Source organism: Rhizobium yanglingense, from assembly GCF_977109285.1.
The window spans coordinates 567,724-588,223 of record NZ_CDSAWY010000002.1 but is presented as its reverse complement, the minus strand read 5'-3'; the positions used below and the strand labels follow the sequence as shown (position 1 = coordinate 588,223).

The following is a 20,500-nucleotide window of genomic DNA, read 5'->3' as shown; positions in this document are numbered from 1 at the left end:
TTCCCGGCTGCCTGCGACACGAACTTCACAATCGCAAACGCCGTATTCATCAGACTTTCGTCCCGCGGCGATTCTTTGACGAAAGGCCGCGACAGACGCGTATTATCGGGAAAATTGCGTCTCCCGCCAGCTGCGGAAGGCTTTGCGTCCAAATCGCCTGAAAGGCAAGGCTTAATTGCCGATTGCAGAGAGCGCGTCTGTGCCGTGCTCGGCGGCAAGCTTGCGATATTCGGCCACGCGCCGTTGATATTCGGCTTCCGAAATCGTGCCTGCCTTGCGCTGGACGCGGAGTCCCGAAAGCTTCTGCCCCAAGCTTGCGGCTTCCTCGTTGCTCATCTGGGCGTTTGCTGCCGTCAGCGGCGCGCCGAAGCTCGGATAGCCGTCCGGATAATGGGCAAGGCTGCTTTGTGCCGGCTCCTCGCCCTTGGTCGGCGTCATGACGACGGCCGTCGGAGGCGCGCGCCGCGCCGCGGCGGCCGCCTTCTGCTCCGGCGTGTATGCGCATCCAGCAAGCGTCATCGCTGCGGCCGCGGCAGCGAGTGCCATGCGGGTTGCGAGTGCGATGCCTAAGATGCCGTTCGTCGTCATGCCAGATCTTCCAAATCCTGAAGCCTCAGCGACTGTTAAATTTGTCGCAGCAACAAAGCAATAGCACGAGTGCGCTTGCGTTGAACTTGTTTTCTCGATCCGGGACGATGTACAACAAGATTTGCAAGAGGATTGCTGCCGCCGGAGGAGACGCGTGACCGACAGCAAGCAGGAAAATGGCGGGAAGACGAAAACCGCGGGTTTCGAACCGAATCTCGATCCTTACGTGCTGAAGGATCCGGAGGCGATGGCGGTGAACATTGCCCGCGCCCTGGAAAACCTCGGTAAGGCGGCCTCCGTCTGGCTTGCGCCGCGCAAAAGCGGGGAAATCAACGACCGGCTCGGCGCGCCGATGACCGACATGGTCAAGACGCTTTCCAAGGTCACCGAATACTGGATGTCCGATCCGCGCCGGACTTTGGAGGCGCAAACACAGCTGATGAGCAGCTATTTCGGCGTCTGGATGCGCTCGATGCAACGATTGCAGGGCGAGGCTGGCGAACCCGAGCCGGAGCGCAAGGACAAGCGCTTTTCCGACGCCGACTGGCAGAAGAACCCCTTCTTCGATTTCCTGCGTCAGGTCTATTTCATCACCGCCGACTGGGCAGAGAAGATCGTCGCCCAGACCGAGGGGCTCGACGAGCATACGAGGCATAAGGCGAGCTTCTACGTCAAGCAGATCACCGCTGCCCTTTCGCCGAGCAATTTTGTCGCCACCAACCCGCAGCTCTACCGCGAAACGATCGCGACCAGCGGCGAAAACCTGGTGCGCGGCATGAAGATGCTGGCAGAGGACATCGCGGCCGGCCGCGGCGACCTGAAACTGCGCCAAACCGACATGACCAAATTCGCCGTCGGCCGGGACATGGCGCTGACCCCCGGCAAGGTGATCGCGCAGAACGACATCTGCCAGATCATCCAGTACGAGTTGTCCACGGATACGGTGCTGAAGCGCCCTCTCCTCATCTGCCCGCCGTGGATCAACAAATTTTATATTCTCGACCTCAACCCGCAGAAATCCTTCATTAAATGGTGCGTCGACCAGGGCCATACCGTCTTCGTCATCTCATGGGTGAACCCTGATTCCCGCCATGCCGGGAAGGATTGGACGGCCTATGCCCGCGAGGGCATCGATTTCGCGCTGGAAACGATCGAGAAGGCCACCGATGAAAAGGATGTGAATAGCGTCGGCTATTGCGTCGGCGGCACGCTGCTTGCAGCAACACTGGCTCTGCACGCCAAGGAGAAAAACAAGCGCATCAAGACGGCGACGCTGTTCACCACCCAGGTCGACTTCACCCATGCGGGCGACCTCAAGGTCTTCGTCGATGAGGAGCAGCTGGAAGCACTCGAGGCGCATATGCAGGCGACCGGCTATCTCGACGGCTCGAAGATGGCAACTGCCTTCAACATGCTGCGTGCCTCCGAGCTGATCTGGCCCTATTTCGTCAACAACTACCTGAAGGGCGAAATGCCGATGCCCTTCGACCTCCTCTTCTGGAATGCCGATTCCACCCGCATGGCGGCCGCCAACCACGCCTTCTACCTGCGCAACTGCTATCTCAGGAACGCGCTCACTGCCGGCGAAATGATGCTTGGCGGCAAGACCGTATCGCTGAAGGACGTGAAGATCCCGGTCTACAATCTGGCGACACGCGAAGACCATATCGCGCCCGCGAATTCGGTCTTCCTTGGCAGCCGGTTCTTCGGCGGAAAAGTCGATTTCGTGCTGGCCGGCTCCGGCCATATCGCCGGCGTCGTCAACCCGCCCGACAAGAAGAAATACCAGTTCTGGACCGGCGGCCCGACCAGGGGCGATTACGATACCTGGCTTGCCAAAGCCGAGGAAAATCCCGGCTCCTGGTGGCCGCACTGGCACGCCTGGATCGAAGCCAAGGACGCTAAACGCGTGCCCGCGCGCAAACCCGGCGGCACGGCGCTCAACGCCATCGAGGAAGCACCGGGCAGCTACGTCATGGAGCGGACATAACGGCACGCCTCGCAAGGCAAACGCGTTCATTCAAAGGCGATGAGGCTCGCCGGCGACGGCGCCAGCGCCTTTGTTCCCGCATCGCAAAAACCGGCAAACCGGGCCATTTCGGCCAGCCAGATTATCCCGTAAAGGAATTAGTTACCATAGTGCGTCATGCTTCCCGGTAGTCGGCAAGTCGCATCGGGGCCTCATTTTGGCCCTCTTGCTTCATTACCGGCTCCGGCGGGGGCGTTCCGCGTAAGCCGCCGGTAATGTGACGCGTTGGGAAACCGAGTAGTATGGCGTTTGCTGTTGAGGCGCATGAAAGCGTCAACCCTTTCGGCTGGGCTTTTTTTCGCTCAGCCAGACCCCTCCGGCTCATATCCGGAACTGCTGCAATTGGTCTCGCGGTCACTCTGTCCGCCTGGACGATTGCCTCTATCGCGGCCATGCACACCTCCGCCATGCCGCAACCCGCAGCTGTCGCGATCGCCCAAAAGCCGGCTCCGCATGTTGCCACGCCTGCGCATCCGCTGATCCGCGTCAGCAAGTTCTCGCGCCTTCCGGGCAAGACGACGGTTTCGGACCGCATGGTTGCCGAACTCTCGCCGAAATCCTCCAAGGATATAGTCGCCCTCTTGCAGCGCCGCGGCCTGTCGCTGCTTGCCATGCGCAACAACAGCGCGGCGATGGCCGCAGCGCTGAAGCAGCAGGCACTGGTGCTTGCAAGCGCCGCACCTGTTCCGGCGGTCACCGCGCCTGCGGCCCTTCCGGCACCTGATTATTCGATCCGGACCGCCTCCGCCAAGCCGGTTGAACCGGCGTCAAGCCTCGCGCTTGCGGCAACGCTTCCTTCCGCCCAGCCGATACCCGTCGCTCCTGTCGAAACCGCCTCGGCCGAAACGGCAACGTCCGACGAGCCTTTCGGCCTCGTTCTGGCGCCTGGCACCGATGTTCCGCTGCCGATGGCACGCCCCGGCAAGCCGAAGATCGACGTGCCCGAAGCCGGACCGGCTCTTGCCTATGCGCGAACGGAAGATGACGACGAGGAGATGCCGGCATTCGCCAAGCCGGCCTTGATGCCGAGCGCCCGCAATGGGGTGGCGATCTACGATATCGAGGCCAGCATCGTCTATCTGCCGAACGGCGAAAAGCTCGAAGCCCATTCCGGCCTCGGCGGCATGCGCGACAAGCCGCGCTACGCCGACAAGAAAATGCGCGGCCCAACCCCGCCGCACACCTATGACCTCGCCATGCGCGAAGCGCTGTTCCATGGCGTCGAGGCGATTCGCCTCCATCCCGTCGGCGGCCCGCAGAAGATCCACGGTCGCGTCGGCCTGCTCGCCCACACCTACATGCTCGGCAAGCGTGGCGATTCCAACGGATGCGTTTCGTTCAAGGACTACCGCCGCTTCCTTGCCGCCTTCAAGCGCGGCGAGGTCAAACGCCTCGTGGTCGTGCCGCGCCTGAAAAACCCGCCCTCTCCACGTCCAAGTCTCGCATCGCTGTTTTCGAAACGAAGCTAAGCACCGCCTCGCCTCGCCGGATGGATTTTGGTCCATCTTCTTGCGAAAGTAGGACGCGACGGGATAGCTGGCGAATTGGAGCAATGCGATGCCGGTGGGCTTTGCAAAGGGCCTCTGCCTTGATGCGAAGAGGACGAACTGGGAGGGTAGCGGCCCCCGGCCTCTTTCCTGGGCGGCCTGGTATCCTGCGGATGACGGCGCAGTCGAGACGCCCGTATCTGACGCATCTTGGTTTTGGCTGAAGCCTGTTGCGCGTGACGCGGCTCTTAAACCGGCAGCGAGGCCCCATCCCCTCGTGCTGCTCTCTCATGGCACCGGGGGAGTTGCCGCCGGTCTCGAATGGCTGGCCCATCGCCTGGCGCAGCGGGGCTTCGTCGCCCTTGCGGTCAATCATCACGGCCACACCGGTGCCGAACCCCATAGACCGGAAGGCTTCCTCTGCCTCTGGGAACGGGCAAGCGACATAAGTGCAATGCTCGACGATCGCAGCTGGCGAAGGCAACTGGGCGGAATGATCAGCGCTCATGCCTGCGTCGCTGGTTTTTCCGCCGGTGCCTACACGGCTATGTTGCTGATGGGTGCACGCGTGGCCTATTCCCAGTTTGAATCTGCAAACCCGATCAACAGCCCGCACCGTGGACCGAGGGAGTTTCCCGATCTGGCGGACCACATATCTCCCCTGCTGGAGCGCAGCGCCGTTTTTCGCGAGTCGTGGAGCCGCAGATCAAACGACTATAGCGACCCTCGATTTGATGCTGCCCTCGTCCTTGCGCCTGGCCGCTCGGTGTTGGGATTTTCGGCCGAGAGCTTGAAGCGGATCGCAAAGCCGGTTCGAATTGTCGGCGGTGATGCGGATACCATCGCGCCTGCGCAGGAGTGCTGCAGCTGGCTGCACAGCAATCTGCCGGGCGCTGGGCTGGATATTCTCAAAGGCGGAGTTGACCATTACGTTTTTGTGCCGGAACCGACGCCTCAAGGCAGGAAAATGGCACCGGACATTTTCACGGATGCCGACGGCATCGATCGGCGGTCTATTCACGACGAAGTCGCCAGCATCGCGGCTCGGTTCTTTGGTTCCGTTGTCTGAAATCGTCTCCGCCGCCTCCTTCGCCATTAGCTCGCAGCGAAACCGCGGCCCGACATCGTCTCGAGCCATATCACGGTATGGCGGGTCATTGCCCGGAGTATGGCGGGAATCGTCCGGCAGCTCTGCCAGTTCCGATAGCCTATGAATACCGGTGAGGATCGCGATACGGCGCCTGTCGAGCGTCCGGCCCGACGCCTTTTCATAAGCCGCAGCGATCCGCTCGGTGAGATCCGGCGATATGAAGTTCGAATAGATGAACTCCTGGTGGACCGGACCAAAGCCGGAATCAGCAAAATCGTAGATGCCGTTGAGGCGGCCTCGCACACGGTCGAAAGCCATGTTCCATCCATGGCCGTCGAAAAAGCCATAGGTCTGCCCGTGGGGATCGGGCGGAAGCCGCTCGAATCCTGCGATGATATCCTCTGCCACGCCACGAAGATCGACCGGAAGGGCCGGTACTGCTTTGCCGCGAAGCGTTGCAGGGCTTTGCCATGCGCCGATTGGCGCGGCGCCGGCATCGGCCATTTGCTCCTTGTCGAGCCGGTGAAGCTCGGTGTAAAACTGCCCCAATGCATCGCCAAGGCGCTGGCACGCATCCTCCGGCAGCCTGTCATATTCGGCCGTAAGCAGATGTTCGCCCTTCAGCTTCTCATGAAGAGAAAACAGGTGCCGGCCTCTCTCGAAAATGCGCAGCTCCGGGACGGCCATTGAGACCCTGGGCCGGACGACAGCAAGCAGTGCGGCCTCCTTCACAAGCGCCTTTTGTGCGACCTCATTGCGGGGAAACTTGAAGATCAGCCGGTCATCCACGTCAACAGCGATCGAATCCCAGCCTACCGGGGCGAGCTCGAACGTCGATGCGGCCAAGTCCGGATACTCGCTGAGAATGATGTCCCGGAACTGATCTAACTTTTCCGTTGTCATGGTGGCTTTCGTCGATCATCGGGCAGCGCGGCAAGATATGCAATTCGGGAGCACTGGCAACGCCGCCTCGTAATCACGGCCAATGCACTCTTGGGTCAGTTTCGCATCACCCATCGAACGCCGGCAGCGGCGGCCAGCCCCAGAACTGGCCATATCGCCCAGAATATCCCGTGCCACGACAGAAGGTTGATCGCGATCATGCCAAGCCCGGCGACGCCGAGGGCGGCGATGCCCCGATCGACACGGTTCTGGTTCCGCACCCATAGCATTGCCGTCAGGACAGCAAAGGCCAGAAGCGGCCATGCCGCCCAGAAAACGCCCCGCCAGGAGAGAAGATTAATGACAACCAGCACAGCGCTCAACAAGGCGAGCAGACCAAACATCTTGCGAGCCTTTGCGCCAAGCGGCCAATTGGTCACTGCCGGAGCCTTCGGTCGGTTCGCTGCAGCCTCCGGCTGCGGGGCGCTCTTTATGCCTTCGCCGATGCGCACCGCATAGCTCGGCACGGGCTCCGTGACATTCTTCACCACCAAAGGCCCGAGAAATTCGAAACCGACGGCCACCTTGTTGCGGACCTGGTCGTAGACGGTATTCGATATCACGATCCCGCCGGCGGTGGCAGACGCCTGCAGCCGCGCGGCAATATTGACGCCGTCACCATAGAGATCGTCGCCTTCGATGATCACATCGCCGAGATTGATGCCGATCCGGAACAGCATGCGACCGTCCGCCGGCCGCGTAGCGTTCATGCCCGCGAGCTCGTTCTGAACGTCGACTGCCGCACGCACCGCCTCGACGACGCTCGGAAAATCGGCGATCAATCCGTCGCCCCAGGTATTGATCACCCGCCCTCCGTGCAACGCGATGAGTCGCGACATCGCATCGCGATACCGCTTCAGCATCGCCAGCGTGCCCTCCTCATCCGCTCCCATTAGGCGCGTATAGTCCTGCACGTCGGCGGAGAAGATGGTGGTCAGCTTGCGTCGCGTTTCGCTCATGATGTCCCGCCGCGTCTCCTAGTGTCCATCAGCAAAGCTAGGGCAAGTCGTCAATAAATCCGGTTTTGTAAGCGCGATTTGCGCAATGTCCGTTTCGCTGCGAAAACGCATTTGGCTGCCGTTAGAAGCATTTCAAGCGTGCATACGCTCTGTCTCGGCTTAATCCGGCAGCGCCGCGCCTGCAACGATCTCAACAACAATCGTGGATGTGCAAGAGCTGCAACCCCGATCGCCTCCGCGCGCGGCGGGTCGTTATGGCTGCAGTGCTTCGGGCAATGCTCGGCATAGGTCCATCGCGTCCAGTCGAAAATTGGGAAAACTCAGAACGCCGCCATCGGGGACCGGCCCCCTTAGCAACGAAGGTCAGCCGGATGCGCAATTCGAGCGCTGCCAGTTCCTCCAAATCCGATTTGATGTTCATGAGAATTGCGCGCCACTGCCACTATTTCATCGGCACACTTGGCACCCATGCGATACTGCCGCTGTCCCGTCACGAATGCACCGCGAGGCGTCGCGCCGAGACGGGACGCGCTAGGTGCGAAGGGAGCCGTAAGCCCTGGCATTCGGGCGGCGGCCGGGCAGCAGTGCTTGGCGTTTCCGCACGTGCGGCTTTATACCGTTCCTCCCGCAAAGGCCGGGACTGGTAGCTGCTCATCCCAAAACCCTGCGCCCCAATAAGGCGCGGCATCCGGGCAGAGAGGCCGAGTTGCGGATAAAAACCGCCGAACGGGGCGCCGGGGTCATATATTTCACTTCAACGCGGCAATTTCCAGCGCGCCGTCCGAGTGGAACGCAAGACGCAAGATACGGGGTGAAGCCCACCGCGTGACTTTAAAGGCATACCGCTGCACCGTATCGAAGTGGTACAAATCTCGTGGTTGCGGTTGATCGCGATGGACGAACGCGGCATAGCTGCATTATGTACGATGAGGACAATCTCCGCTAAGGCCCTGCAATGGTGAATTATATCGAAGCCTCCTCCGCGCCGCCGAAGAATACCGGCGCCATCCGGCTCTATGGTCCCGAGGCCTTCGAGAGCATGCGCAAGGCGTGCCAGTTGACCGCCCGCTGCCTCGACGAACTCGCGGCGATCGTCAGGCCGGGGCTTCCGACCGACGTGATCGACCGGTTTGTCTTCGAATTTGGAATGGACAACGGCGCCCATCCGGCGACGCTCAATTATCGCGGCTATACCAAATCCACATGCACCTCGATCAACCATGTCGTCTGCCACGGCATTCCGGACGCAAAACCGCTTCGCGAAGGCGATATCGTCAATATCGATGTCACCTTCGTGCTCGACGGCTGGCACGGCGATTCCAGCCGCATGTATCCGGTCGGGCAGATCAAGCGTGCCGCCGAACGTCTCCTCGAAGTCACGCATGAAGCGCTGATGCGCGGCATTGCCGCCGTCCGCCCCGGCGCGCGCACCGGCGCGATCGGCGAGGCGATCCAGACCTACGCAGAAAGCGAACGCTGCTCGGTCGTGCGCGATTTCTGCGGCCATGGCGTCGGCCGCCTCTTCCACGATTCGCCGAACATCCTGCATTACGGCCGGGCCAACGAGGGTCCGGAGCTGCGCGAAGGCATGATCTTCACGATCGAGCCAATGATCAATCTCGGCCGTCCGCATGTGAAGGTGCTTGCCGATGGCTGGACGGCGGTCACCCGCGACCGGTCGCTTTCTGCGCAATACGAACACACCGTCGGTGTCACGGCCGGCGGCTGCGAGATCTTCACGCTTTCGCCCGGCGGCCTCGACCGGCCAGGCCTGCCGCTCAACGGGTGAACTGAACCCGACCCGCGCGGTTTGGCGCCCAAAGGACCGCGCACGCGCGACATCTACATTCCGTTATGCCGAACGCGGCATAACGAAATTTATCCCGAGCCCGAGACTATGCCGAGCCAGTTCCCTAAAGCCCGCGATTTCCGATAGTTCCAGATTCCAAGCTCGGCATATTCCACCGATCGCCCCTCGGCCGGAATGCGCCCGCAGCGGACTAAGCGATTGCCGTCGGTGGACGAGGCTGTTGAGCTCACGCCTACCACTTCGATCTTTTGCGTGCACATCGTCGATGAGTGACACCGAGCGGATTGAGATCGTCTTGGATGCTTGGATGAGGTATCATCGCAGCAGCTTTCCAGAATACTGTCGATGACTGCCTCGCGTCAGCGGAGGACGAAATGACAACGCCTCAGGTCGAACGTAGGACCACCGCCGTGTTGGTTGCCGATGTCGTTGGGTACTGCCAACTCGTTGAGACTAACGAGGAAAGGGCGCTCGCGGCAATTAAAGAGCTCTGGGGTGCTGTGTTCCGACCGTTAATAGCTGAGTACCGTGGTCGGATCGTAAAATTGATGGGTGATGGTCTCATAGCGGAGTTTGGCTCCGTTGTCGGAGCAGTTGCCTGTGCGGCGGCGGTCCAGGAAAAACTTGCCGTCCAACAGCAGCAGGTTGCAGCGGAACGCCGCATCGTGCTCCGGATAGGCATAAACCTCGGAGACGTCGTGATCGACGGAGATGATCTTCTTGGCGACGGGGTCAATGTTGCAGCGCGCTTGGAGCAACTATGTCCGCCAGGCACCGTGCTCATATCCGGCTCAGCTCACGAACAACTGTCGGGAAAACTCGATCTCCACTTCGAGTATGTGGGGGAGCAGCACCTAAAGAATATCGCACGGCCGGTGAGGACCTACTGCATGGACGTCGGCGGCTTGACGCCAATGCTCCCCGCCGGCGGACGATCCGACAAGCCGGCGGTCGCTGTTCTGCCTTTTGACAACATGAGCGCTGATCCCGATCAGGCCTATTTCAGCGACGGCATTACTGAAGACGTCATCACCGAGCTTTCGAGATTCAGAGAGCTCACGGTGATTGCCCGCAATTCCTCATTCGCCTTTCGCGGACAGAGCATGGACCTGCGTCAAATCGGACGCATGCTGGGAGCGGAGTATGTCGTGGAAGGAAGCGTTCGGCGGCTGGGAGATCGGGTGCGCATCACCGTGCAGCTTATCGAGGCCACGAGCGGGACACATCTGTGGGCCGAGCGCTACGACCGGGCGATGGAGGACGTGTTCGCCATTCAAGAGGAGATCTCGCAGAATATCGTTGCAACGGTCGCCCAGCGTGTCAGGGACGACAGAGAGGTCTCGGCGCGGCGGCGCCGGCCTGAGGACATGCACGCATATGACCTCTTCCTCCAGGCCAACCGCCTCTCCGACGACTTTACGCCTGGAAGCCAGGAACGAGTTCTTTCCCTGTTCGAGCGTGCAGTGAAAATCGACCCTACTTTTGCGCGGGCCTACACAGGCCTCGCATATGCATATCTCAATCGTGCGATCGACAATGGCATCGGTGCGCCGAGGGAAAAGGACGAGAACAGGATAAAGGCACTTCGTTTTGCCGAGCAAGCGCTTGTGCTGGATCCAAATGATCCGAAGGTGCATTGCACACTTGGATTCATGTGTCTGACCTGGCGGGATTTTGATCGAGCCGAACGTCACCTGGATCTAGCTCGGACCATGAACCCGAACGATCCGATAATCCAGATCATCTGGGCTTGGATGCAGGGGGCCTTGGGCAGACCGGAACGTGGGCTGGCTGCCGCTCAAATTGCCTTGAGGATCAACCCGCGTCACCCGAGTTGGTATAACTACTATCTCTCGCGCATCCTGTTCCAACTCGGACGTTACAGTGAGGCCGCTGTGCTTCTCGAGCAACGAACCTTCGATTCCCCGATAAGGCATCCGCGAGACATGGCTTGGCGGGCGGCGGCCTATGGTCATCTAGGCAGGATCGAAGAGGCGAACGAATGTGGGGACGTATTTGTCCAGGCAGTGCGCACGCTGTGGATCGGTGACCCCGCCGCAGGGCCAGCGGAATACGTCGACTGGCTTGTTGATGTGTCATATCTGCGCGAGCCGAGGGATGTGGAGCGCCTACGCGCTGGCCTACGTCTTGCCGGGTTGCCGGCCTGAAGCAGTGCGGGCTGCCGAACACCTAGAGAGATCTGAACATGGAACTGACGCCTCATCACTATGCCGAGCTCGCCATTCCTGAACCATCGGAAATCTCGAGCTTTGTGGAACTGGCTCGGCATAATCGCGGGCTCGGGATAAATTCCCGACCTGCATCTGGACACGATTAAGGTGAAGACGCGGGATTTCAAATCCAGACTGCTGTTGTGACGACGGGCCCTATCAAACCGCCGCTGCATCCGGTAGGTTTAGGCCATCGCCTTACGAGCCTTTACCTTCAGCCGCACCAGCGGCCAGATCGTGCGGACATCCGGGGAAGAGTCAATAGCAATGTGACCGTCACGAAGTCCGCAAGGAGTATCGCATGAACAAGCCCCTGAGCCAGAGCGAGACGCCCTTCACTAGGTCCCGTCACGAGGCGGAACCGCACTCAGCTATCGTCGCGATCCCCGCGAACATGGCGATCGAGCACATCCTTCAGGCTCTACCGGAAGCCATCTATACGACCGATGCGTCAGGGCTGATAACCTTCTACAACGAGGCGGCCGCCGAGCTGTGGGGAGTGAGGCCGGAGCTCGGGAAGAGCGAATTCTGCGGCTCCTGGAAGCTATATTGGCCGGACGGCACGCCTTTGCCACATGACGAATGCCCTATGGCCATGGCGCTGCGCGAAAAGCGTCCGGTGCGAGGGCTCGAAGCATTTGCCGAGCGACCGGACGGCCGCCGGGTCCTGTTCCGGGCCTTTCCTACACCGATCTTCGACGCCGAGGGCACGCTGGTCGGTGCGGTCAACATGCTCGTCGATCAATCGGACGCTGCTGTCGCCGACGAAGCCGCGCAGCGGGTCGCAGCTATCGTGGAATCATCCGACGACGCCATCCTGGCAAAGGATCTCAACGGCACAATCACCGACTGGAACCGCGGCGCCGAGCGGCTTTTCGGCTATACCGCCGAAGAAGCCATCGGCCGCTCGGTCACCATGCTCATCCCGCTGGATCGAGCCGATGAGGAGCCCAACATCCTCGCCCGGCTTCGACGGGGCGAAAAGATCGACCACTACGAGACCATCCGCCGGCGCAAGGACGGGAGCCTTGTCGAGATATCCTTGTCGGTGTCGCCGATCCGAAATCGCGCAGGCCAAGTGATCGGCGCATCCAAGATCGCGCGTGACATCACCGAACGCAGGCGCGCGGAAGAGCAGCAGCACCTTCTCCTCCGAGAGATGGATCACCGCGTCAAGAACCTTTTCGCGCTGGCGAGCAGCGTCGTGTCGCTGAGCGCGATAAGGGCGACGACACCGCGCGAGCTCGCCACAGCAGTGTCTCAGAGGCTGGGAGCGCTCGCCCAGGCTCACGCCTTGACGGTGGCGCGGACGTCCCAGGCGTCGGACCGCATCGAGCAGGCCACCACGCTCCATACCCTGTTGCGGACGATCCTTGCGCCATATGATCGCGGCGCGGACGCAACCACATCCCATGTTGTCGTAAGTGGCCCCGACGCGACGATCTCCGGGGGGTCTCTCACGAGCTTCGCGCTCCTGCTGCACGAGTTTGCGACCAATGCCGCGAAATATGGGGCGCTGTCGACCGACAAGGGCTGCGTCGAAATCGCGTGCGAAGAGGAAGGCGACACCTTCATCCTCACCTGGACCGAGCGAGACGGCCCGCCCGTAATGCAGACCGCTGACGGGGACGGCTTCGGCACGACTCTCGGCCGCGCCACGGTCCGTAGCCAGCTCGGCGGCGAAATCCAGCGAGACTGGAAGCCGGAGGGCCTCGTCATTCGGTTGTCAGTCCCGCGCGATCGCCTGCAAGCCTGACGGCGGGCCGCGCACCGGTCTCGGCCGACTTGGGCGAGCCCGAGCCGGGGTCCTTCAGCCTTGCCCGAGTTCACCACAGCGTGGCTTCGGCTCGGTCCTGGCATCGACGCGACATCCCTAAGGTTCACTCGAACCGCAGACCGTCGGCGCTATCGCCACCGCTTTACATGCTCAACCAAGGCGCGTAGCTTCGGGGCGAGATTCCGCCGATTGGGAAAATAGAGGAAAAAACCCGCGAACGGCGGGCAATACTCTTGGAGGAGAGGCACCAGTTTGCCGGATGAGACGAAGGGTCTGAAGGTCTCCTCCATGCCAAACGTTATGCCTCCCCCCGCGCAGGCCGTGCGGATCATCAGCCACATATCATTGGTGGTGATCTGAGGATTGACCGCCACGTCGAACGCACGTCCATTTTCGCCAAACTCCCAGCGGTAAGGCGCGGTGTGCGGTGCGGGACGCCAGCCAATACAGCGATGCTGGGCCAGTTCCGAGGGGTGCGACGGCTTCCCGAAGCGCTCGATATAGGAAGGCGCGGCGACCGCGCTTTGGCGTTGCTCGCCGGACACCGGGATAGCGATCATATCCTGGTCTATCACTTCGCCAAGCCGCACCCCCGCGTCATATCCCTCCGCCACAATGTCGAATTCTTCGTCCGTGACGGACAGATCGATCTGAACGGCAGGATAGGCGTCCGCAAAGCTCGACAGCAGCGGTCCCGAGATGAACCGTTCTGCGATCGAGGACACTGCCAGCCGCAGAAGGCCGCTCGGAGCGATGTCTCGATCCGCGGTGGCGTTTAGGGCCAGGCCGACCTCCGCAATGGCTGGCGCCACGCGCTGGTAAAGCTGCTCGCTAGCCTCTGTCAGGCTGACGCTTCGGGTTGTTCGCTGAACGAGCGCGACGCCGAGCCGATCCTCGAGGCGACGGATCGTCTGGCTCACAGCTGGCCGCGTGACACCTAAGTGCTCAGCGGCCGCGCGGAAGCTTCGTGCCTCCTCGACGGCGAGAAAAACAGAGATGCCATTCAGATCCACAGCCATTGGTTAGGTTAACTTACCAGAGTGGTCACGATTGGGGAAGTTGTCTACTCCTCTAGCAGCCGCTACTTTTGGCTCGGTGAATTGGAGATGGCTAACCAAAATGATGCTCGAGAACTACAAGCTGCTAGGACGCTCAGGATTGCGTGTTTCGCCCATAAGCCTGGGCACCATGACCTTCGGGTCGGATTGGGGTTGGGGCGCCGACAGTGTCGAAGCCCGCCGCATCTTCGATCTCTATGTCGATCGGGGCGGCAATTTCATCGATACCTCGGTGAACTACACCAACGGCGCCGCCGAACGCTTCCTCGGGGAATTCGTCGGCGACAAGCGTGAGCGGCTCGTCATCGCGACGAAGTTCACGATGGCCCGCGAGCCTGGCAACCCCAATTCGGGCGGCAATCATCGCCTCAACATGATGCGATCGGTCGAGCAGAGCCTCAGGCAGCTTGGCACTGATCGCATCGATCTCTTCTATCTGCACGGATGGGACATGACGACCCAGCCAGACGAGGTGATGCGCGCCCTCGACGATCTCGTTCGGTCGGGAAAGATTCTCTATATCGGCATCTGCAATACGCCGGCATGGCGGATCGCCGAAATGCAGACGCTCGCCGACATGCGCGGATGGTCCCCCTTCGTCGCGCTCCAGATCGAATACAGTCTCGTAGAGCGCACCGTCGAGCACGAGCTCATGCCGATGGCCGCAGCTTTGGGACTCGGCGTGCTTCCGTGGTCACCGCTGGGCGGCGGCGTGCTGGCCGGCAAATACTCCCGAACCGACGTTCAGGATTCACGGGAAGCGGCCGTGTCTCCCAGCCGCAAGGGCGTTATCGCCTCGTCGGGGCATCTCAACGAGCGCTCGATGGAGATCGCGCACGAGGTTCGCACCGTTGCCCAGGAAATGGGCTCGACACCGTCTCGGGTAGCGCTGGCATGGACCCTGGCAAATCCCACGGTCGTGTCGCCCATCATGGGCGCCCGCACCATCGCCCAGGCGGAGGAAAATCTGGGCGCTCTGGACGTGGCGCTGTCGCCGGAGCAGCTCGATCGCCTGAACCGGGTAAGCGACCCAGATCCGATATTCCCTGCCCGTTTCGTGGATCGCCCATTGGTTCAGCAACTCATCTTCGGCGGAGCTTCCGTGGCTCGCCGCATCTGAACTCAGGCGAAGAAGACCAACATGCGTGAAGGGCGGTTGCCCAGACAGCGGCCTTCCTCGCCCTTCAGCAACCCAAGAAGGGAATGATACCATGACCTTTTCCTCACTGACCGATCGCCTCACCGCCGCGGGCCGCAAGCTGCTGGTCGCGTCAGCATTCGTGGCCATCATCGGAGCGGCGCAAGCCGAGACCAGCGCGCCGGACGCCCGTGTCGGGATCCAGGAGACCAATATCGAGACGCAGAACAAGGCCATCGTGCGCAGGGCCTTTGAGAAATGGCGTGCAGGCGGTAACGTCTTTGCAGAGCTTCTCGCGCCCGACGTCGTCTGGACAATCCATGGTTCCGGCCCCGTAGCCGGCACCTACCGTAGTCTCCAGGATTTCGTCGAGCGAGCCTCTGCCCCCCTGGTCAGCCGTCTCACGACCCCTGTGTTGCCGGTGGTGCATGACATCATGGCCGATGGAGACATGGTCGTCATCCGCTTCGACGGCACGGCCACGACAACCGCGGGAGCACCTTATCGCAACCAGTTCGTTTGGATATTTCGGATGAAGGACGGCTCTGTCGTCGAGGCCGAGGCCTTTCTGGATCTCGTCGCCTACCAGCAGGTTGTCGAGAACAACGAGCCGCGTGGGCAATAGCCGGCGGTCATGAGTTCGCCAGCGGGGTGGGCCTCTCGCGTCGTCAGCCGCCAAGACAGCCGGACCTCAGACCCGTGCAGAACCTAATTCGGCTCTGGCAGCCAAGCTATACAATAAGTGTTTAGGAGCCCGATCATGCGGCATGCATTTGCAATCGTGTTGACCGCCACACTCTTGAGTGAATCGGTACAAGCCGGGGAATCCAAATTGCAGGCTGGCCATCCGTATAGCGGCATGTGGGTGACCGACGACGGCCATGTCCACCACGAACTCCTGCCGAGCGGGCGTTATGTCGAGGCACGCGGCAAACGCGAACGCGCCTATGAAGGGCGTTACGAAGTGACCGGCACACACATCGAATATTGGGACAACACCGGCTTCACCGCCGATGGCGACTTCGTCGACGCAAATACCTTGCATCACGGAGGTATGGTTTTGCGCCGCCGCCTTACGGAACGTATCGCAGACCCCTCCGTGTCGAAACAATAGTGGCGCAGCGCCGATCTGCTTTTGGTACGATCTTCCGCGCCGCGGTCGAAGCGCGTCTTCCTTCGCATCGGCGATGCTGCGTCGCAGAAGATTAGTCGTCGTACGCCATCTCACCAGGTCCCATCGTCCCACACCCTTTTGGTGCGAGGGAACTGATTGAAGTCTGAAGAGCGCGGCAGCGCGGGGCCAAAGCTTCTTCGCCTCGAAAGCGTGCGAACAGCTGGGCGCACGTCGTCGCTGCCATCCTTGATAAGGTCAAAAAGTTTGGCCGAACAGCAGTCGATCCCAGCAAAAGCCCTTGGATATCCACGACCACATCATTAACGGCAAGGACGGGCCTGCCGCCAATGGAGGGGCAGACGCTTAAAAGCGCCACCATTCAGGTGTCTGTCAGCTTCGGGTCGCAATGAGCGCATGCTGCCTCGCAGGTAGCGTTCCGAGGCAGAGGCATTCGATGACGATAAAATTCTTGCCACGCTACGGGAAGGCGGCGCTAAGGCTCTTCGGCCTATTCCTGCTCACCGCAGGCGGTTATTTCCTTTATCTGCAGGCAACGGACAATTTCGCAACGGTCGTTGCCGGCGAAGTCTACCGTTCGTCGCAGCCGTCCGCCCAATCAATCACAGAGCTTGAAAAACAGTATGGCATCAGGACGATCCTCAACCTCAGGGGTAAGGCCGACAGCTCAAAATGGTACGCCGACGAGGTTCAGCAGGCGAAAGCATTGAACATCGTCCATATCAACTTCAAAATGTCCGCCGGAAGGGAACTGAGCCCGGAAAAGGCCAAGGACCTCATCGCCATCATGCGCGACGCGCCCAAACCGCTGCTGATCCATTGCCGCGCCGGTGCCGATCGCACCGGGCTTGCCTCCGCTCTCTATCTGGCCGCCGTCGCCGGCAAGGACGAAGAGGCTGCCGAGGGCCAGTTGTCGCTTCTCTACGGGCACCTGCCCTTCCCGTTCAGCCGCTCTTTCGCGATGGATCGCACGTTCGAGAAATTGGAGATTTTCGTTTTCGGCAATTCCTGACATCAGCCGAAAGACAATCTGTAACATTGACCAGCTACCCGTGGATGAGCGACATTTTGCGTCGCAATATATGATTCCAAATTCCAATTCCGGGGCCGAGCCATGTTTCAGTACGATCTTGTTGTTGTGGGCAGCGGTCCGGCGGGACGCCGAGGCGCCATCCAGGCTGCGAAGCTCGGCAAGAAGGTCCTGGTCATCGAACAGGGCAAGCGTGTCGGCGGTGTTTCGGTTCATACGGGCACCATCCCTTCCAAGACGCTGCGGGAGACGGCTCTCAATCTCTCCGGCTGGCGCGAGCGCGGCTTCTACGGACGTGCCTATCGCGTCAAGGAAGAGATCAGTGCCGAGGATCTGCGCCGCCGCCTCTTGATTACGCTCGACCACGAGGTCGAAGTGCTCGAGCACCAGTTCGCCCGCAACCGCGTCCAGCATATCCGCGGCAGGGCAAGCTTCGTTGATCCCTCGACGCTGCAGGTGATCAAGGATGACGGGGAGACCATGCAGGTCAGCTGCGCCAGCATCCTGCTTGCCGTCGGCACCAAGCCATTCCGCCCGGATTACATCCCCTTCGACGGCAAGAGCGTGATCGACAGCGACGAACTGCTCGATATCAAGGAACTGCCGCGTTCGATGGTCGTCATCGGCGCAGGCGTCATCGGCATCGAATATGCGACAATCTTCAGCGCCCTCGATACGGCCGTGACCCTGCTCGATCCCAAGTCGACCATGCTCGATTTCATTGACAAGGAGATCGTTGAGGATTTCACCTACCAGCTCCGTGACCGCAACATGAAATTGCTGCTCGGCCAGAAGGCGGACAAGGTGGAGACGCTCGACAACGGCAAAGTCGCGCTGACGCTCGACAACGGTCGCCACCTGACGACAGACATGGTGCTTTTTGCCGCCGGGCGCATGGGGGCGACGGACGCGCTCAACCTTGCTGCCGCAGGCCTCGAGGCAGACAGCCGCGGCCGACTGAAGGTCAATCCGGAAACCTTCCAGACCTCGGTGCCGAACATCTATGCCGCCGGCGACGTCGTCGGCTTTCCGAGCCTCGCCTCGACCTCGATGGAGCAGGGCCGCATCGCCGCCCGCGTCGCCATCGGCGCGATCGCCAAGGAACCTCCGAAATACTTCCCTTACGGCATCTATGCCGTGCCGGAGATTTCCACCTGCGGCCTTTCGGAAGAAGAGGTCAAGGAGCGCGGCATTCCCTACGAATGCGGCATCGCCCGGTTCCGCGAGACCTCGCGCGGTCACATAATGGGCCTCGAAACCGGTCTCCTTAAGATGATCTTTTCACTGAAGACCCGCCGTCTGCTCGGCGTTCACATTGTCGGCGAAGGGGCGACCGAACTCGTGCATATCGGCCAGGCAGTGCTCAACCTCAAGGGCACCGTCGAGTATTTCGTCGAGAATACCTTCAACTATCCGACGCTTGCGGAAGCCTACAAAATCGCCGGGCTCGACGCCTGGAACCGCATGGGCGACATCAAGTCGGAACTCTGAGCCGCCCGCCTCACCAGCGCTGCCCAGCATAGCACTCGCATTGCCGCCCAAAGAAAAGGCCCCGCCGAACCCGGCAGGGCCTTTAATTTCAGTCTTTGAAGAACCGATTACTCGGCGTCGCCTTCGGAGGCCTTCTTCTTCGGAGCGGCCTTCTTTTTGGGAGCAGCGGCCTCTTCGCCTTCGGAAGCTTCAGCCTTTGCGGCTGCTTTTTTCTTCGGCGCGGCCTTCTTGGTTTCCTTCGCTGAACCTTCGCCTTCTTCGTCGGCGAGCAGCTCTTCCTTGGTGACCTTCTTGTCCGTGACGTCGATCTCGGTCAGCAGGTGATCGATGACCTTTTCCTCAAAGATCGGCGCGCGGATCGAAGCGGCGGCGCCCGGCTGGCTGCGGAAGAACTCGAGGATCTGCTTCTCCTGGCCCGGATACTGGCGCAGCTGCTCGTAGATCGCGCGCTGCATTTCGTCTTCACTCACTTCGACACCGGCCTTTTCGCCGATTTCGGAGAGGACGAGGCCGAGGCGGACGCGGCGTTCGGCGAGCGTCTTGTATTCTTCCTTGGCCTTCTCTTCCGTCGTGTCTTCGTCTTCGAAGGTCTTGCCGGACTGAGCGAGATCGTTGTTCACCTGGCTCCAGATGCCGTTATATTCGGCTTCGACGAGCGACTTCGGGGTCTCGAACTTGTACATCTCGTCGAGCTGGTCGAGGATCTGGCGCTTGACCTTCTGGCGGGTCAGCGAGCCATACTGCGACTCGATCTGCCCGCGGACGATTTCCTTCAGGCGATCGGCGGATTCGAGGCCGAGCTTCTTTGCCAGCTCGTCATTGATTTCCACGTCGGCCGGAGCAGCAACTTCCTTGACGGTGACGTCGAAGGTGGCTTCCTTACCGGCGAGGTTCTTTGCCGGATAGTCGGCCGGGAAGGTCACAGTGATGGTCTTCTCGTCGCCAGCCTTGACGCCGACGAGCTGGTCTTCGAAACCCGGGATGAAGCGGCCTGAGCCGAGGACGAGTTCAGCACCTTGATCGGTGCCGCCTTCGAAGGCTTCACCGTCGACCTTGCCGACGTAATCCATCGTGACGCGGTCGTCATTGGCGGCCTTGCCCTTCTTGGTTTCGTAAGAACGGGCGCTTTCGGCAACCTTGAGGACCTGCTCGTTGACTTCTTCGTCAGAAATATCAACAACCTCGCGAGTGATCTTGATGCCCTCGACGGACTTCAGTTCAATCGGCGGCAGAACTTCGTAGGAGAGCGTGAATTCGAAGTCCTGCTCAGCGGCGAGGATCTTGTCCGCTTCGTCCTTGTCTTCCGTCATTGCGATTTCCGGCTGCGTGGCGGACTTCTCGCCACGGCTGGAAAGGATCTGGGTAGGCTGCTCGCGAACGATCTCGTTGACGAGATCGGCCATGATCGACTTGCCGTAGACCTTCTTGAGGTGGGCGACGGGGACCTTGCCCGGACGGAAACCATTGATGCGTACCTTGTCCTTTACGTCGGCAAGGCGCTCGTTCATCTTGTTTTCCATGTCCTTGGCCGGGATAACGACCTTGATTTCGCGCTTCAACCCTTCAGCGAGCGTTTCGATAACCTGCATGTCTTCCTACCTTCATTTCGTGGCGGCCGTGCCCAGACGCCGTTCGTTTCGATGAGCACGACGCCGGAAAAATTGCCGCGCGTGGCTTTTGTCAGATTCCAATGCATCCCACCCAAGGGGGGACGGCGCCATCCTGCCGGGTAATTGGG

The 20,500-nt window shown here is 60.8% G+C and carries 15 protein-coding genes; 10 read left to right on the top strand and 5 right to left on the bottom strand.

What is annotated here, in order from left to right; translation table 11 throughout:
* Nucleotides 1-171 precede the first annotated feature (171 nt).
* Nucleotides 172-588: a hypothetical protein gene (locus ACW4PC_RS04250; protein WP_455872911.1), complete on the bottom strand. Its 417-nt coding sequence runs from the start codon at nt 586-588 to the stop codon at nt 172-174.
* A gap of 154 nt (nt 589-742) precedes the next feature.
* Between ACW4PC_RS04250 and phaC the strand changes: the two genes are divergently transcribed.
* On the top strand, nt 743-2,578 hold the full coding sequence (gene phaC, locus ACW4PC_RS04245) for a class I poly(R)-hydroxyalkanoic acid synthase (protein WP_455872910.1): 1,836 nt from the start codon (nt 743-745) through the stop codon (nt 2,576-2,578).
* 446 nt (nt 2,579-3,024) lie between these two features.
* Nucleotides 3,025-4,086, top strand: coding sequence for a tlde1 domain-containing protein (locus tag ACW4PC_RS04240; protein WP_455872909.1), 1,062 nt, complete (start codon nt 3,025-3,027; stop codon nt 4,084-4,086).
* A gap of 724 nt (nt 4,087-4,810) precedes the next feature.
* On the opposite strand, the gene ACW4PC_RS04235 is transcribed toward ACW4PC_RS04240, so the two are convergent.
* Nucleotides 4,811-6,097: a phosphotransferase family protein gene (locus ACW4PC_RS04235; RefSeq protein ID WP_455872908.1), complete on the bottom strand. Its 1,287-nt coding sequence runs from the start codon at nt 6,095-6,097 to the stop codon at nt 4,811-4,813.
* Nucleotides 6,098-6,192: 95 nt separating this feature from the next.
* On the bottom strand, nt 6,193-7,095 hold the full coding sequence (locus ACW4PC_RS04230; protein WP_455872907.1) for an adenylate/guanylate cyclase domain-containing protein: 903 nt from the start codon (nt 7,093-7,095) through the stop codon (nt 6,193-6,195).
* A gap of 955 nt (nt 7,096-8,050) precedes the next feature.
* Between ACW4PC_RS04230 and map the strand changes: the two genes are divergently transcribed.
* The 3 genes from map to ACW4PC_RS04215 all read left to right on the top strand — a co-directional run bounded on the left by map (nt 8,051) and on the right by ACW4PC_RS04215 (nt 12,892).
* Nucleotides 8,051-8,884, top strand: a complete 834-nt coding sequence (gene map, locus ACW4PC_RS04225) for a type I methionyl aminopeptidase (protein ID WP_455872906.1) — start codon at nt 8,051-8,053, stop codon at nt 8,882-8,884.
* Nucleotides 8,885-9,279: 395 nt separating this feature from the next.
* The gene (locus tag ACW4PC_RS04220) at nt 9,280-11,073 is read left to right on the top strand and encodes an adenylate/guanylate cyclase domain-containing protein (protein ID WP_455872905.1); all 1,794 of its coding nucleotides are present in this window, start codon (nt 9,280-9,282) and stop codon (nt 11,071-11,073) included.
* A gap of 364 nt (nt 11,074-11,437) precedes the next feature.
* Nucleotides 11,438-12,892 (top strand): PAS domain S-box protein, encoded by a 1,455-nt coding sequence (locus ACW4PC_RS04215; protein ID WP_455872904.1) that lies wholly within the window; start codon nt 11,438-11,440, stop codon nt 12,890-12,892.
* 149 nt (nt 12,893-13,041) lie between these two features.
* On the opposite strand, the gene ACW4PC_RS04210 is transcribed toward ACW4PC_RS04215, so the two are convergent.
* On the bottom strand, nt 13,042-13,932 hold the full coding sequence (locus tag ACW4PC_RS04210; RefSeq protein ID WP_455872903.1) for a LysR family transcriptional regulator: 891 nt from the start codon (nt 13,930-13,932) through the stop codon (nt 13,042-13,044).
* Nucleotides 13,933-14,032: 100 nt separating this feature from the next.
* On the opposite strand from ACW4PC_RS04210, the gene ACW4PC_RS04205 reads away from it, so the two are divergent.
* The 5 genes from ACW4PC_RS04205 (at nt 14,033) to sthA (ending at nt 18,762) form a co-directional block, all read left to right on the top strand.
* A complete protein-coding gene (locus tag ACW4PC_RS04205; protein WP_455872902.1) occupies nt 14,033-15,091 on the top strand; it encodes an aldo/keto reductase in 1,059 nt (352 codons plus the stop codon).
* Nucleotides 15,092-15,182: 91 nt separating this feature from the next.
* A complete protein-coding gene (locus tag ACW4PC_RS04200; RefSeq protein ID WP_455872901.1) occupies nt 15,183-15,734 on the top strand; it encodes a nuclear transport factor 2 family protein in 552 nt (183 codons plus the stop codon).
* Between the two features lie 135 nt (nt 15,735-15,869).
* Nucleotides 15,870-16,223: an Atu4866 domain-containing protein gene (locus ACW4PC_RS04195; protein ID WP_455872900.1), complete on the top strand. Its 354-nt coding sequence runs from the start codon at nt 15,870-15,872 to the stop codon at nt 16,221-16,223.
* Nucleotides 16,224-16,677: 454 nt separating this feature from the next.
* Complete coding sequence (locus tag ACW4PC_RS04190; protein ID WP_455872899.1) at nt 16,678-17,253, top strand: dual specificity protein phosphatase family protein; 576 nt, start codon at nt 16,678-16,680, stop codon at nt 17,251-17,253.
* 102 nt (nt 17,254-17,355) lie between these two features.
* Nucleotides 17,356-18,762 carry a Si-specific NAD(P)(+) transhydrogenase gene (gene sthA / locus ACW4PC_RS04185; RefSeq protein WP_368359585.1) on the top strand — a complete coding sequence of 469 codons (1,407 nt, stop codon included), beginning with the start codon at nt 17,356-17,358 and terminating at the stop codon, nt 18,760-18,762.
* Nucleotides 18,763-18,869: 107 nt separating this feature from the next.
* On the opposite strand, the gene tig is transcribed toward sthA, so the two are convergent.
* The gene (gene tig / locus ACW4PC_RS04180) at nt 18,870-20,351 is read right to left on the bottom strand and encodes a trigger factor (protein WP_372417343.1); all 1,482 of its coding nucleotides are present in this window, start codon (nt 20,349-20,351) and stop codon (nt 18,870-18,872) included.
* Nucleotides 20,352-20,500: the final 149 nt, after the last annotated feature.

Bases quoted from the DNA above. Each gene is read 5' to 3' on its own strand.
- map (WP_455872906.1), top strand. From the start codon at position 8,051: ATGGTGAATTATATCGAAGCCTCCTCCGCGCCGCCGAAGAATACCGGC.
- ACW4PC_RS04240 (WP_455872909.1), top strand. From the start codon at position 3,025: ATGCCGCAACCCGCAGCTGTCGCGATCGCCCAAAAGCCGGCTCCGCAT.
- ACW4PC_RS04235 (WP_455872908.1), bottom strand. From the start codon at position 6,097: ATGACAACGGAAAAGTTAGATCAGTTCCGGGACATCATTCTCAGCGAG.
- ACW4PC_RS04210 (WP_455872903.1), bottom strand. From the start codon at position 13,932: ATGGCTGTGGATCTGAATGGCATCTCTGTTTTTCTCGCCGTCGAGGAG.
- ACW4PC_RS04190 (WP_455872899.1), top strand. From the start codon at position 16,678: ATGACGATAAAATTCTTGCCACGCTACGGGAAGGCGGCGCTAAGGCTC.
- ACW4PC_RS04215 (WP_455872904.1), top strand. From the start codon at position 11,438: ATGAACAAGCCCCTGAGCCAGAGCGAGACGCCCTTCACTAGGTCCCGT.
- sthA (WP_368359585.1), top strand. From the start codon at position 17,356: ATGTTTCAGTACGATCTTGTTGTTGTGGGCAGCGGTCCGGCGGGACGC.
- ACW4PC_RS04220 (WP_455872905.1), top strand. From the start codon at position 9,280: ATGACAACGCCTCAGGTCGAACGTAGGACCACCGCCGTGTTGGTTGCC.
- tig (WP_372417343.1), bottom strand. From the start codon at position 20,351: ATGCAGGTTATCGAAACGCTCGCTGAAGGGTTGAAGCGCGAAATCAAG.
- ACW4PC_RS04230 (WP_455872907.1), bottom strand. From the start codon at position 7,095: ATGAGCGAAACGCGACGCAAGCTGACCACCATCTTCTCCGCCGACGTG.
- ACW4PC_RS04200 (WP_455872901.1), top strand. From the start codon at position 15,183: ATGACCTTTTCCTCACTGACCGATCGCCTCACCGCCGCGGGCCGCAAG.
- ACW4PC_RS04195 (WP_455872900.1), top strand. From the start codon at position 15,870: ATGCGGCATGCATTTGCAATCGTGTTGACCGCCACACTCTTGAGTGAA.
- ACW4PC_RS04250 (WP_455872911.1), bottom strand. From the start codon at position 588: ATGACGACGAACGGCATCTTAGGCATCGCACTCGCAACCCGCATGGCA.
- ACW4PC_RS04205 (WP_455872902.1), top strand. From the start codon at position 14,033: ATGATGCTCGAGAACTACAAGCTGCTAGGACGCTCAGGATTGCGTGTT.